General features: G+C 68.9%; 14 protein-coding genes. 8 read left to right on the top strand and 6 right to left on the bottom strand.

Annotated features, from left to right (window positions below):
* The 3 genes from G6022_RS05830 to dmpG all read left to right on the top strand — a co-directional run.
* The coding region (locus G6022_RS05830) for an HNH endonuclease signature motif containing protein (protein ID WP_182691154.1) at window positions 1-519 on the top strand (519 nt) is incomplete at its 5' end.
* An 88-nt stretch (window positions 520-607) separates the two neighbouring features.
* A complete protein-coding gene (locus tag G6022_RS05825) occupies window positions 608-1555 on the top strand; it encodes an acetaldehyde dehydrogenase (acetylating) (RefSeq protein ID WP_182617001.1) in 948 nt (315 codons plus the stop codon).
* Between the two features lie 5 nt (window positions 1556-1560).
* Window positions 1561-2625 carry a 4-hydroxy-2-oxovalerate aldolase gene (gene dmpG / locus G6022_RS05820; protein WP_182611030.1) on the top strand — a complete coding sequence of 355 codons (1065 nt, stop codon included), beginning with the start codon at window positions 1561-1563 and terminating at the stop codon, window positions 2623-2625.
* A gap of 41 nt (window positions 2626-2666) precedes the next feature.
* Here the strand turns inward: dmpG and G6022_RS05815 are convergent, their stop codons facing one another.
* From G6022_RS05815 to G6022_RS05800, 4 genes are read right to left on the bottom strand one after another with little or no spacing between them, the layout of a single operon-like run.
* Window positions 2667-3188, bottom strand: coding sequence for a flavodoxin domain-containing protein (locus G6022_RS05815; protein ID WP_182640184.1), 522 nt, complete (start codon window positions 3186-3188; stop codon window positions 2667-2669).
* Window positions 3189-3201: 13 nt separating this feature from the next.
* Complete coding sequence (locus G6022_RS05810) at window positions 3202-4263, bottom strand: ferredoxin--NADP reductase (protein ID WP_182640185.1); 1062 nt, start codon at window positions 4261-4263, stop codon at window positions 3202-3204.
* Between the two features lie 55 nt (window positions 4264-4318).
* Window positions 4319-4714 (bottom strand): hypothetical protein, encoded by a 396-nt coding sequence (locus tag G6022_RS05805; RefSeq protein WP_182616996.1) that lies wholly within the window; start codon window positions 4712-4714, stop codon window positions 4319-4321.
* The gene (locus tag G6022_RS05800; protein ID WP_182616994.1) at window positions 4714-5937 is read right to left on the bottom strand and encodes a Rieske 2Fe-2S domain-containing protein; all 1224 of its coding nucleotides are present in this window, start codon (window positions 5935-5937) and stop codon (window positions 4714-4716) included. The genes G6022_RS05805 and G6022_RS05800 overlap by 1 nt, the downstream gene beginning before the upstream one ends.
* A 188-nt stretch (window positions 5938-6125) precedes the next feature.
* On the opposite strand from G6022_RS05800, the gene hsaA reads away from it, so the two are divergent.
* From hsaA to G6022_RS05775, 5 genes are all read left to right on the top strand, one after another.
* Window positions 6126-7301 carry a 3-hydroxy-9,10-secoandrosta-1,3,5(10)-triene-9,17-dione monooxygenase oxygenase subunit gene (gene hsaA, locus G6022_RS05795; protein WP_182616992.1) on the top strand — a complete coding sequence of 392 codons (1176 nt, stop codon included), beginning with the start codon at window positions 6126-6128 and terminating at the stop codon, window positions 7299-7301.
* A gap of 33 nt (window positions 7302-7334) precedes the next feature.
* Entirely contained in the window at window positions 7335-8234 is a 900-nt protein-coding gene (gene hsaC, locus G6022_RS05790) for an iron-dependent extradiol dioxygenase HsaC (protein ID WP_182616990.1), read from the top strand.
* 102 nt (window positions 8235-8336) lie between these two features.
* Entirely contained in the window at window positions 8337-8921 is a 585-nt protein-coding gene (hsaB, locus tag G6022_RS05785) for a 3-hydroxy-9,10-secoandrosta-1,3,5(10)-triene-9,17-dione monooxygenase reductase subunit (protein ID WP_182640186.1), read from the top strand.
* 68 nt (window positions 8922-8989) lie between these two features.
* Complete coding sequence (locus G6022_RS05780) at window positions 8990-10180, top strand: hypothetical protein (RefSeq protein ID WP_182640190.1); 1191 nt, start codon at window positions 8990-8992, stop codon at window positions 10178-10180.
* The gene (locus G6022_RS05775; protein WP_182640187.1) at window positions 10177-11373 is read left to right on the top strand and encodes a sulfotransferase; all 1197 of its coding nucleotides are present in this window, start codon (window positions 10177-10179) and stop codon (window positions 11371-11373) included. The genes G6022_RS05780 and G6022_RS05775 overlap by 4 nt, the downstream gene beginning before the upstream one ends.
* A 25-nt stretch (window positions 11374-11398) precedes the next feature.
* Here G6022_RS05775 and G6022_RS05770 read toward each other — a convergent pair whose 3' ends face one another.
* Together G6022_RS05770 and G6022_RS05765 are read right to left on the bottom strand one after the other, a co-directional pair.
* Window positions 11399-12220: an inositol monophosphatase family protein gene (locus G6022_RS05770; protein WP_182640188.1), complete on the bottom strand. Its 822-nt coding sequence runs from the start codon at window positions 12218-12220 to the stop codon at window positions 11399-11401.
* A gap of 10 nt (window positions 12221-12230) precedes the next feature.
* On the bottom strand, window positions 12231-13003 hold a 773-nt coding region (locus G6022_RS05765; protein WP_182691151.1), incomplete at its 5' end, for an acyl-CoA dehydrogenase family protein.

The raw sequence follows: 13003 nt of genomic DNA, 5'->3' as shown, positions 1-13003 counted from the left end.
TTCGACTGGCTGTGCGAGGAACTGCTCTCCGGCGGCGACGCCAAGGTGCGGTTCGACTTGATCGACCCGCAACCGGGCGTTCAGGACACGCCGGATGCGGTGCTCAAGTACTTCATCACCCCGGCGCTGGCCGAGAGGATCCGGTTGCGTGACGGGACCTGCCGCCACCCCGGCTGCACGGTTGACGCACGCGACTGCGAGATCGACCACGTCATCGCCTTCGACCACCTGCGCCCGGAACTGGGCGGACCCACCGCCGAATGGAACCTGATCTGCCTGTGCCGCAAGCACCACCGCGAGAAGACCTTCGGCCACTGCGCCTACCGGCCCGGACCCCTCGGCGAACTGACCATCATCACCGAAACCGGACACGAACACCGCACCACCCCACACGGCCCACTGGCCCAAGCGCGCGACCGGATCCTCGACCACCGATGGCGCCAACACCTCGACCGCCTCATCACCGACGACGGCCACCTCACCAACCCACCAGGCGCCCACCGCACCCACCCCGCCTGACGGGCGACTCCGGGTTCCGTCACGCAAGCTGTTCCGCTGAGCGGCACGCCTGATTGTGGCGGAGAAGACAGGTGGAGAGACTGTCGGTATGACAGAGAAGACCATGCTCACCGCCGCGATAGTCGGGTCGGGAAACATCGGCACCGACCTTATGTACAAGCTCGAGCGCAGCGAGTTCATCGAGCCCAAGTGGATGATCGGCATCGATTCGGAGTCCGAGGGGATGAAGCGCGCCGCAGACCACGGACTGACCTGCATGTCTGGCGGGGCCGATGAACTGCTGGCCGCGATCGAGGCGGGAGGCGAGAAGCCCGACCTGCTGTTCGAGGCCACCAGCGCCTACGTCCACAAGGCCTACGCGCCCCGCTACGAAGCCGCGGGCATCACCGCCATCGACCTCACCCCCGCCGCGGTGGGCCCGATGGTCATCCCGCCCGCCAACCTGCACGACCACGTCGACGCGCCGAACCACAACATGGTCACCTGCGGCGGCCAGGCCACCATCCCGATGGTCCACGCGGTCTCCTCGGTCGTCCCGGTGGAATACGCGGAGATCGTCGCCTCGGTCTCCTCCGAGTCGGCGGGGCCGGGCACCCGCGCGAACATCGACGAGTTCACCGAGACCACCAAGCTGGCCATCGAGAAGGTCGGCGGCGCCAAGCGGGGCAAGGCGATCATCATCCTCAACCCCGCCGAGCCCCCGATGATCATGCGCGACACCATCTTCTGCGCGATCCCCTCCGGCGCCGACCAGGACCTCATCACCACCGCCATCCGCAAGCGCGAGAAGGAGATCCAGGAGTACGTGCCGGGGTACCGGCTGCTCCAGGAACCACAGTTCGATCCGCCCACCGAGATCACCGGGGGGATGGCGCGTGTCGCCATCTTCGTCGAGGTCGAGGGGGCCGGGGACTTCCTGCCGCCGTATGCCGGGAACCTCGACATCATTACCGCCGCCGCCACGAAGGTCGGCGAGGACATCGCCCGGACCCGGCTCGGCAGGACCGAGCTCACCACCACCACGCTGGGAGTGTGAGGACCATGGACAGGACCAACCCGTACAACGCAGACGCCCGCGCGTACAGCCCTGAACTCGACATCCGCATCACCGATTCGTCGCTGCGTGACGGCTCGCACCACAAGCGGCACCAGTTCTCCGTCGACGACGTCCGCGAGGTCGTCGCGGCGCTCGACGGGGCCGGGGTCCCCGTCATCGAGGTCACCCACGGCGACGGCCTCGGCGGTGCGTCCTTCAACTACGGCTTCGCCAAGTCCTACGACCAGGACCTCATCAAGGTGGCGGCCGAGACCGCCACGCAGGCCAAGATCGCGTTCCTCACCCTGCCGGGACTGGGGATCAAGGACGATATCCTGGCCGCGCGGGACAACGGCGGGTCGATCTGCCGGGTCGCCACCCACTGCACCGAGGCCGACGTCTCGATCCAGCATTTCGGATACGCCCGTGAGCTCGGGTTGGAGACCGTCGGGTTCCTCATGATGAGCCACACCCAACCCCCGGAGGTGCTCGCGAAGCAGGCCCGCATCATGGCCGACGCGGGGTGTCAGTGCGTGTACATCGTCGACTCGGCGGGCGCGCTCGTCATGGACCAGGTGTCAGACCGGGTCGCCGCGCTGGTCGCGGAGCTCGGCGACGACGCGCAGGTCGGCTTCCACGGGCACGAGAACCTCGACGTGGGCGTCGGGAACTCGATCATGGCCATCCGCGCCGGCGCGCAGCAGATCGACGGTTCGACCCGCCGCTTCGGCGCCGGCGCCGGCAACACTCCCGTCGAGGCACTGGTGGGCGTGTGCGACAAGCTCGGCATCACCACCGGCGTGGACTTCTTCAAGATCGCCGACGCGGCCGAGGACGTGGTGCGGCCGCTCATGCCGACCGAGTGCGTGGTCGACCGGTCGGCGTTGATGCTCGGATACGCGGGCTGTTACTCGTCCTTCCTCAAGCACGCCGAGGGCCACGCGAACCGGTACGGCGTGCCCTCATCGGAGATCCTCATCCGCGCGGGCGAGCGCCGCCTGGTGGGCGGACAGGAGGACCAGCTGATCGACATCGCGCTGGAGATCCAGAAGGAGCAGGCGGGCGTCTAGACCGCATCAGTACAGAACGCGGCAGTTCGTCGACGGGACCGTCAGGTGCCGGTCGTGGTGTGACCCTGCGCCCAGTCCACGATCGGCCCGAGGGTGGACTCGTCGACGAACTCCACCCGCTCGCGGTTCAGCAGGAGGCGGGCCATCGGTTCGTCCGGCGTCTTGCGCAGTTCTCTGCGCAGGGCAGCCATGAGTACGCGGTCCGCCCACCGCAGCCGGTCCGGGTCCAGGTCGCCGCGCAACTGGAAGACGGTGACCTCGCGACCGGAGGCCGCCACGAGTTTCTGCGCGAGGGTGCCGCGACCAGGGTCGTCGGCGGGGGACAGGGCGACGACGACGAGGGCCGCGGGGCCCGGAGCCGAGCGGATCGCCCGGATGATGCGTCGCCGACCGAGGATCGTCGTGACGTATTGAGGTGCGAGGACGATCAACGGGTCGGCGGCGGCCGCGTTCCCGATCGAGGCGAGATCCACGGCGCGCGTCCCGATCCTCTCGGCGAGAGCGTTCGCGTATTTGCGGGTGGAGCCGTATCGGGAGGTGAAGGTGACGACAGGGTGGTTCACGCCCTGCAGTCTGTCACTCGGAGTACGAGACCTCGACGCGATCGGTCTTGGGCAGGAGCTGGCAGCTCAGTACGTACCCCTCCTCGACCTCCTCCGGGTCGAGGATCCCGTTGTGGATCATCTCGACCTCGCCGGACTTGAGAATGCAGGCACAGGCGGAGCACTCGCCCTTGCGGCAGGAGAACGGCGCCTTGATGCCCTTCGACAGCAGGACGTCGAGCAGCGGGGTGTTGCGGGGCCACGAGACCTCGTGGGTCTCGTCGTCGAGCTCCACGATCGCCGTGGCCGGCCCGGCGCCGTCGTCTCCAGGCGAGTCGTCGATCACGATCTCGGCGAACGGATCGCCCTCGATCGAGGAGAACGCCTCGGTGTGGATGAGGTGCATGTCGGCACCCGAGCGGCGGAGCCCGTCTTTGACGGTCTCCATGAACGGCGCCGGGCCGCAGATGTACGACTGGCGCTTGGCCGCCACCGGGTGCAGGAGATTGCCGATCATCTCGGGGGAGGGGATGCCCGACACCGACTCGAGCCAGTGGAGCACGGTGAGCCGATCGGGGTTCTCCCGCTGCAGGGCCTGCAGTTCGTCCTTGAAGATCACCGACTTCTCGTCACGGTTGGCGTACACCATGACGATGTGACCGGTGCCCTGGGCGAGCGCCGACTTGAGGATCGACATGACCGGGGTGACCCCGGAGCCGGCGGCCAGGAGGATGAAGTCCTGGTCGAGGTTCTTGGGCGTGAAGATGCCCGACGGGGCCAGCACGTGCATGGTCATGCCGACCTCGGCGTTGTCACACAGCCAGTTGGATCCGTACCCGTCGACCGTTCGCTTGACGGTCACCTTGAGTCGGGAGTCCTCGGTGGGGGAGCTCGAGAGCGAGTAACAGCGCGCCACGGACCCGGTCTGGTCACTGGGGATCCGCAGGGTCAGGAACTGTCCGGGGGTGTACCGGAAGTCCTCCTCGGCACCGGCGGGGATCTCGAAGACGATCGACTTGGCGTCGGCGGTCTCCTCGATCACCTCGGCGATCGAGAGTTCGCGCACGAAGGAGCCGAGTTGTGGGGTGGCGGTCATGGATTGGGAGCCTATCGCTTGAATGCGGCGGGGCGGGAGATCACTCCCGGACGTCTTACTCCGGGACGTACAGCGGGTTGACCATGTGATCGGCGTCAGCAGGATCGACACCCTCGGCGAGGGTGATCAGACCCTCCGCGTAGGCGTACCGGATGCTCGCGAGCATCCGTGGGCAGGTGTCCTCCCCCTGCGGCCGCTCGCCGCCGTCCCGCCATTCGGCGAGGACGGGGCACGCGCGGTCACTGCTCGCGGTCCACTGGATGGAGGTGTGCTTCTCGCTGTTCTTCCGGACGGACACACAGGTACCGCACGCGCGGCACTCGACGGGGTGGAAACCCGCCCGGGTGTAGGTCTCGCGGTCCAGATCGGTGTCGCCGTGCAGCCGCGCGGCGCGCGCCGGGTCGGTCTCGTCCCAGGTGGGCGCGCGCCGCGAGTCGTGTTGCTTGAACATCACTTCTCCGCGCGGGAGGCGCTCGCTTCCCCGGCGACCTCGGCCATGCCGGTGTACTGGGTCTGCTCGTCCGAGATCTCGGCCTCACCGGCCTCCTGCTTGCGCATGTTCTCGGCGACCTCGCCCTCCCAGTACTGGTTGGCGGCGGTGGTGTCGACCTCGAACTCGAACCGCTCCTGCATCTCGGGCTCGACCTTGTCGCGGTCCACGTAGAACTGCTCGTACCACCGGCGGAGCTGGTAGACGGGACCGTCCTCCTCGCACAGGAGCGGGTTGGCGATCTGCGACTTGCGCTGCCAGATGCGGACGTCCTGGAGGAAGCCCTCGCCGAAGAAGGTGGCGATCTTCGCGGCCATCTTGGCGGCCGTCGCGTCGTCGAAGCCCGCCGGCTTCTTCACCGACAGCCCGTACATCAGCACGAACGAGTTCTGGTCGATCGGGTAGTGGCAGTTGATGAGGATCGCTTCGGTCTCGAAGTCCCCGTACATCTGCTTGAGGGGGTTGATCATGTACGCCGGACCGAAGTAGGACGCCTCGGACTCGAGCAGGGTGTCGCCGTACTTGCCGCCCGTCGGGTCGTGGTCCGGCCGGCCCTTGGTGTTGAGGTACTGGGTGGCGGTCTGACCCTCGAAGACGTTCTTGAAGTACGTGGGGAACGCGAAGTGGATGTAGTAGAAGTGGGCCATGTCGACCACGTTGTCGACGATCTCCATGCAGTTGGAGCCCTCGATCACGAGGCGGTTCCACTCCCAGTCGGTCCATTCGCCGGTGCCGTACTCCGCGATGACCGGGATCGCGTCCTCGTCGCGGGGCGGGTTGCCCTCATGGTCGTGCCAGACGAAGACCTGGCCGGACTGGATGTTGGTGATCCAGGCGCGGGTCCTGGCGCGCAGCGGGACGCGCTTGGCGTAGGGGATGCCCTTGCACTTGCCGTCACCGCCCCACCGCCAGTCGTGGAACGGGCACGCGATGTTGCCGTCCTTGACCTCCCCGTCGGAGAGGTCGCCGCCGAGGTGCCGGCAGTAGGCGTCGAGGACGTTGATCTCACCCTCGTCGTTCGCCCAGACGACCAGCTTGGTGCCGAAGGCCTGGATGGAGTGGGGGGCGCCGTCGCTGAACTCCTTGACGGTGCCGATGCAGTGCCAGCCGCGCGCGTAACGATCCCGGGTCTCGCCCGTGTCGATCTCGCGGACAGCTCCGGGGGCCGAGCCGAGTGCGGTCATGATGATCCTCCTGAGGGCATGAGCCGGATGAGAACAGGTTATAGAATCGGGATGCCGGTCACAACCAATCCCTGTCGGCGCTGGCACGGGGTGCCATAGCCTGAGTTCCGGGCGGTTCAGTCTGGTGCAAAACTGTAACGTGTTCTAGTCTAAGGCCAAGCGGCCCACAAAAGCCAGAGAGGGATCACATGAGCGAGCACGCCAACCACGAGGTCATCGACCGGATCAAAGCACTGCTGCCCGGTTTCGCCGAGCGTGCGCAGGAGACCGAGGACCTGCGCAGGGTCCATCCGCAGAACATCGCGGAGCTCGACGAGGCCGGCTTCTTCAAGCTCTGTCAGCCCGCCCAGTGGGGCGGGTACGAGGCGGACATGGAGGCGTTCTACACCGCTGCCATGACCATCGCGTCGGCCTGCCCGTCCACCGGGTGGTGCGCGAGCATCCTGGGGATCCACAACTGGCACCTGGCCCTGTTCCCGCAGCAGGCGCAGGAGGACGTGTGGGGCTCGGACACCACCGTCCGCATCTCCTCCTCCTATGCCCCGATGGGCGCGGCCACCAAGACCGACGACGGGTTCCTCCTCAACGGCAAGTGGTCCTGGTCCTCGGGCTGCGACCACGCCGACTGGGTGTTCGTGGGCGGTCCCGTGCTGGACGGCAACGGCAAGATGATCGACTTCTGCACCTTCCTGGTGGAGAAGTCCCAGTACGAGATCCTCGACGTCTGGCACGTCGCCGGACTCAAGGGCACCGGGTCGAACGACATCCTGATCAAGGACGCCCTCATCCCCGCGCACCGCGTGCTGTCCTTCGGTGACATGGCCAACACGACCAGCCCGGGGCTGGAGGTCAACACCAACCCGATCTACCGCATGCCGTGGGGCACCATCCACCCCACCACCATCTCCACCCCGATCGTCGGCATGGCGTTCGGGTGCTACGAGGTGCACCGCGAGCACCAGCGCGCGCGGGTCCGTGCCGCATTCGGCACCAAGGTCAAGGACGACCCGTTCGCGAAGGTCCGGCTCGCCGAGGCCGCGGGTGACATCGACGCCGCGTGGCTGCAGCTCATGCGGAACGTCCGCGAGGAGATGGACCTGATCAAGGCCGGCGACGTCCCGGGTATGGACATCCGCACCCGCGCCCGTCGGGACCAGGTCCGCGCCACCCAGCGCTCGATCGACGCGATCGGGCTGCTGTTCCAGAACTCCGGCGCCCGCGCGCTCGAGGACACCTCGCCGATCCAGCGCTTCTGGCGCGATGCCAACGCCGGTCGGGTGCACGCGGCCAACGAGGCGACCAAGGCGTACATCATGTACGGACAGAACGAGTTCGGTGAAAAGGTCACGGATTCGATGGTCTGATCCGCCCGAGCGGATCGAGAGGACTGACTTGGCATGGCAATAAGCAACTTCGGATACGTGCGGATCTACGCCACCGACATGGACGCCTGGCGCGAGTACGGCACCAAGGTGCTCGGATTCGTCGAGGGCAAGGGCGACGACCCGGATGCACTCTACTTCCGTATGGACGAGAACCCGCACCGGTGGATCATCGTCCCCGGACCGGAGGACGCGCTCGCCGCGGTGGGCTGGGAGTGCGCGAACGAGGCGGAGCTCGACGATGTCAGGCGACGTCTCGACGCGGCCGGGGTGGCCTGGCAGGACGCCCCGGACGAGGTGAAGCGGGACCGCAGGGTTCGCGGACTGATCACCTGCCAGGACCCCGCCGGGTTCACGCTGGAGATCTACCACACCATCGCTCTGCAGCACCGCCGCATCCCGACCCCCTACGGGCACGAGTTCGTCACCGGCGACCAGGGGGCGGGCCACATCGTGCTCTCCACCCCGGACGAGGCGGCGGCGCTGGAGTTCTACCGGGACGTCCTCGGGTTCGCCCTCCGTGACTCGATGAGCCTGCCGCCGGAGATCGTCGGTCGACCGGCCGACGGGGAGCCCGCGTGGCTGCGTTTCCTCGGCTGCAACCCCCGCCATCACTCGCTGGCGTTCACCCCGTTCCCCAACCCCACGGGGATCATCCACCTGATGGTCGAGGTCGCGTCGGCCGACGACGTGGGACTCGGGCTGGACCGGGCACTGCGCAAGAAGGTCAGGATGTCGGCCTCACTCGGCCGGCACGTCAACGACAAGATGCTGAGCTTCTACATGAAGACGCCCGGTGGATTCGACTGCGAGTACGGCTGCGAGGGCGTGCAGGTCGACGATTCGGACTGGGTGGCACGGGAGTCCACCGCCGTGAGCCTGTGGGGCCACGACTTCTCCGTCGGCTTCAAGTAGACGCCTAGGCTGGTTTCCCGGGCAGCAGGGTTGTCGACCAGCTGAGCCCGGGACGCCCGATGACGCCCGCGCACGACCGAGTCCAGGGAGGACCGACTTCAGATGAGCAGCACCGACCACCCCCCGGAGGGGCAGAGCTTCTCCAACCGGGAACTGCGCGACGCGCTCGGCCAGTTCTGTACCGGGATCACCGTCATCACAGCGGTCAAGGACGACGCGCCGGTCGGGTTCGCCTGCCAGTCCTTCTCCGCGCTCTCCCTCGAGCCGCCCCTGGTCCTGTTCTGCCCGATGAAGACGTCGGGGTCGTGGAAGGGGATCGAGGCGGCCGGCAGGTTCTGCGTCAACATCCTGTCCGAGGAGCAGGAGGACGTGTCCTCCACGTTCGGCCGTCGCGGCGACGACAAGTTCGCCTCGATCGACTGGACGCCGAGCCCGCTCGGCTCGCCGGTGATCGACGGCGTGATGGCGTGGCTGGACTGCGAGATCGAGCAGGTCCTCGACGGCGGCGACCACTGGATCGTCCTGGGGCGGGTCGCCCACCTCGGACCGACGGAGCGGGACGTCCGACCGCTGTTGTTCTACCGCGGCGCCTACCTGAGTATCGGGGAAGACGTCGTGGATCCGACGCCCGAGCAGGAAGAGCTCGAGAACTTCATCACATCCGCCGACTCCTACACGTGGCTGTGAGCGGCACGGTGGGGGAGAGCGCTGTGGGGGAGAGCACGGTGGGGGAGAGCACGGTGGAGGAGGACCCGGTGGAGGGGGCCGGGGCGACCGGCCCGCTGGCCCGCGCCCTGGCCGAGGCCGAGGAGATCATCCGGTCGGCGCCACACGTGCGGACCGAGGCGGACGTCGCGGAGGGGCTCGACTACCTGCTCGGGACCATCCGCGGCGCCATCGAGACCGGCCAACACCGCGGTCGCAGTCACCCGCAGCTGTTCCAGGCCACGGGCCCGTACACCAAGATGGGCCTGGACAACCCCGACACGCTGTACTTCTACGCCAACCTCACCGACGGCGCCGAGTACGTCATCGAGGGCCGTCGCGGCACCACGGCGGACCTGTCGTTCCAGGTCATGGCCGGGACGTATTCGGCCGACGAGCGCGCCGCGTCGCACGCGGCGTTCGACGACCGCGCGCTGGAGATCGGCGACGACGGACGGTATCGCTTCCGATTGGGTCCGGCGAGGCACGACGACGACGAGGGCGACGCCGGCTACGTGGTGCTCCACCCGGGGACCTCGATGATCGCCGTCCGCGAGGTCTACTCGGACTGGAGCCGTGAGGTGGCCGGGTCGGCGATCCTGCGGAGGGTCGACACGGTGGGCACCGCGCCGGAGCCGGTGACGCTCGCCGGTCAGGAGAAGTTCTACGCCAAGCTCGCCGAGGCGCTCATCGGGCGGTTGCGGACGTGGCTGGCGTTCCCCGCGTGGTTCTTCGGGGACCAGGTCCGCAACACACTGAACGAACCGAGGCAGACCCCCGGCGGCCTCACCACGCAGTTCTCCTCCGCGGGTGTGTTCGAACTCGGGCCGGACGAGGCCATGGTGATCTCCGTGCCCGTCGCCGGCGTGCCCTACCAGGGCTTCCAGCTGGGCAGCATGTGGTACGCCTCGCTCGAGTACGTGCACCACCAGACCAGCCTCACCGCCGACCAGGCGCACGTCGGCGCGGACGGGATGATCCACCTCGTCGTGGCCGACCGCGATCCCGGTCTGGCCAACTGGATCGAGACCCTGGGCCACCGCGAGGGCATCATGCAGTTCCGCTGGCAGCGGGTGAGCGAGCCCGTCACGCCGGAGCTCGGTCCCTCGGTGAAGGTGGTGCCGTTCGACCGGCTCGCCGACGAGGTACCCGGGTACGACGACCAGCGGGTGACCGCCGAGCAGTGGCGCGAGCGGATCGCCGCGCGGCAGGACGCGTTCGCGCGGAGGGGGCTGTCATGACCGGGTCGGCCGTGAGCGACACGGAGCGGGTGCACGTCGGCACCGTCGAGGACCTGCACGCGAGCGCCTCGCGGGCGATCGGGTTGGAGGACTTCGGCGACGGCGAGGACCGCCACCGCGAGGCGCTGGGCGTGCTGCTGGACTCCCTGCACTCCGACGCGGGCCTCACCCCGGCGGGGAGCAAGTACTGGCGCTCCGTGCTCAAGGGCGCGATGGTGGCCCGGCTCGTCTCGCAGGCCGGCTTCTCCGCGGACCCGGCCCAGGCGGACGTCGAGATCGTGCGGCCCGTCGTCGTCACCGGGCTTCCCCGTACCGGGACCACTGCGCTGCACCGGCTCCTCGGCGCCGACCCCGCCAACCAGGGGCTGGAGCTGTGGCTCACGGAGGTGCCCAAGCCGCGGCCGCCGAGGGAGCAGTGGGAGGACGACCCCACCTACCGCGGCCTGCGCGACCTGTACGCCGGGTTCAGGTCGGAGAACCCCGACTACGGAGGGGTGCACTACATCTCCGCCGACGACCTGGAGGAGTGCTGGCAGCTGCTCCGGCAATCTGCCACGGCCGCCTCGTACGAGTGCCTGGCCAGGCTCGACGGATACTCGCGCTGGCTCGAGGGAGTGGACTGGGTGCCCGCGTACCGGCGGCACAAGCGCAACCTCCAGCTGATCGGGGCGGACGACCCCGGGCGGCGGTGGGTCCTCAAGAACCCCAGCCACCTGTTCGCGCTCGACGCGCTTCTCGAGGTGTACCCCGACGCCGTGGTGGTGCAGACGCACCGCGATCCGCGGAAGTCGATGGCGTCCATGTTCTCGCTGGCGCACCGGACCGCCGCGGACTGGTCGACCCGGTTCACCCCGGAATACATCGGCTCCTCGCAGCTCGACCTGTGGGCGCGGGGCGTGTCCGAGTTCGACGCGGTGCGCGCCCGGCACGAGGCCGACCCGGGCTCGCGGGCGACGTTCGTGGACGTCAACCACCGGGAGCTCATCGAGGACCCGGCGGGAGTGGTCGAACGGGTGTACTCCGCGGTGGGCACCGAGCTCGACGAGGGCGTGCGCGAGGCGGTCGAGGCGGAGAACGCCCGGAGTCTGTCCGGCGACCGGGCGCCCGCACACCGCTACACGCTCGCCGACTACGGGCTCAGCGAGGACCAGGTCGCCGAGCGGTTCGACGGCTACCGGGGCCTGGAGGGCTAGAGGTACTGGACTAGAGGTACCCAGGTCAGAGGTACGCCCGCGCCGCCTCGATGATGCGGTCCGCGACGTCCTCCTTGCACACGAGCAGGTCGGGGAACGCGTTCTCCTCGACGTTGTAGACCAGCTCCGAGCCGTCGAGTCGGCTCGCGTGCAGTCCGCGCTGGCGCACCACCCCGTACGTGGCCGCGGAGTCCCACTGGTGGTGGCCGCTGGTGTGGATGTAGGCGTCGCACTCGTCCTCCACCACGGTGGCGGTCTTGCCCCCGCCCGAACCGAGGCGGGTGAGGGAGGCGCCGAGGGTCTCGGCGAGTTCTTCCGCGAACGCCGGGGGATCGGCCTCCGAGACGGCGATGCGCAGGCGGTCGTCCTCACGCGGCGGGACCAGCGGGCCGGGGCGCGGCCCGCGGATGATGGAGATCGGCTGATAGGTGGTGGCACCACGGCCGGTGATCACCCGCCCGTACGCGGGCATGGCGATCGCGCAGGCGGTGATCCCGCCGGTGCCGTCGGGGCCGCGTTCCCACAGGGCCACGTGCACCGCCCAGTCGGGGCGGCCCTCGGTGCGGTACGAGCTGACGCCGTCCAGCGGGTCGATCATCCACACGCGGTCCGCCTCGAGGCGGGCCCGGGAGTCCGGGTTCCATTCGCCGAACACGAGGTCGTCGGGGCGGGCCACCGCGACCCGGTCCAGGATCACGGCGCGGGCCTCCCCCTCGGCGAAGTCGCCGAGTTCCTCCGGAGCGACACGGGAGACCCTCAGGTCGGTGAGCAGCCGTCCGGCCTGTGCGGCCAGGTCCTCGGCGAGTCGTTGGTCGTTGGTCCGTCCGTGCTCGGGGAAGGGGCTCATGCAGGTGATTCTAGAGGCCCGCGGCCACCTCGAGCGCCGCCAGGATCTCGTGGGGTTGGCCGAGTAGCTGAGCGGTGCCGTGGGCCCGCTTGAAGTACAGGTGAACGTCGTACTCCCACGTGATCCCGACCCCGCCGTGGAGCTGGATGGCCTCGCCGGTGATCCACTGCAGCGCCTCGGAGCAGTACACCTTGGCCGCGGCGGCCTCGATCTCCGCGGCGTAGGCGGCGTCGTCGGAGTCGGGCCCGTCCCCGAGGGACTGCGCCTCGGCGACCATCGACGCGGCCGAGTAGGACAGCGACGCCGCGGTCTCGGCCCTGACGTACATGTCCGCCATGCGGTGCTTGAGGGCCTGGAACGAGCCGATGGTCCGGCCGAACTGCGTGCGCTCCTGCGTGTACTGCACGGTCGCGTCGAGTGCGGCCCGCGCGGCGCCGACCTGCTCGGCCGAGATCGCCGCCCACCCCACTGCGCGGAGTCGGGCCAGGAAGCTGGGGCGGGTCGGGATCGGGGTCGCGGTGACGGAATCGAACTCCACGCGCGCCATCGTCCGCGTGGGGTCCATGACGGGAACACGGGTCACGGTGACGCCGGGGGTGCCGGCCGGCACCTCGAACAGGCCCACGCCCCCGCCCGAGATGGCGATGACGAGCAACGTGGAGGCGGTGTCGGCGCCCAGGACGTGGTGGGCCGTGCCGCTGAGGGTGGGATCGTCGTCGCCGGACGCCCTGACGCCCGGCGTCGCCCACCCGTCCTCCGACGCCCAGCACAGGGCCGCCTGCT

It is taken from the genome of Dietzia sp. Cai40 (assembly GCF_014145165.1).
Classification (GTDB): domain Bacteria; phylum Actinomycetota; class Actinomycetes; order Mycobacteriales; family Mycobacteriaceae; genus Dietzia; species Dietzia natronolimnaea.
The sequence above is the reverse complement of the archived record's forward strand: the minus strand, read 5'-3'. Positions and strand labels throughout refer to the sequence as shown.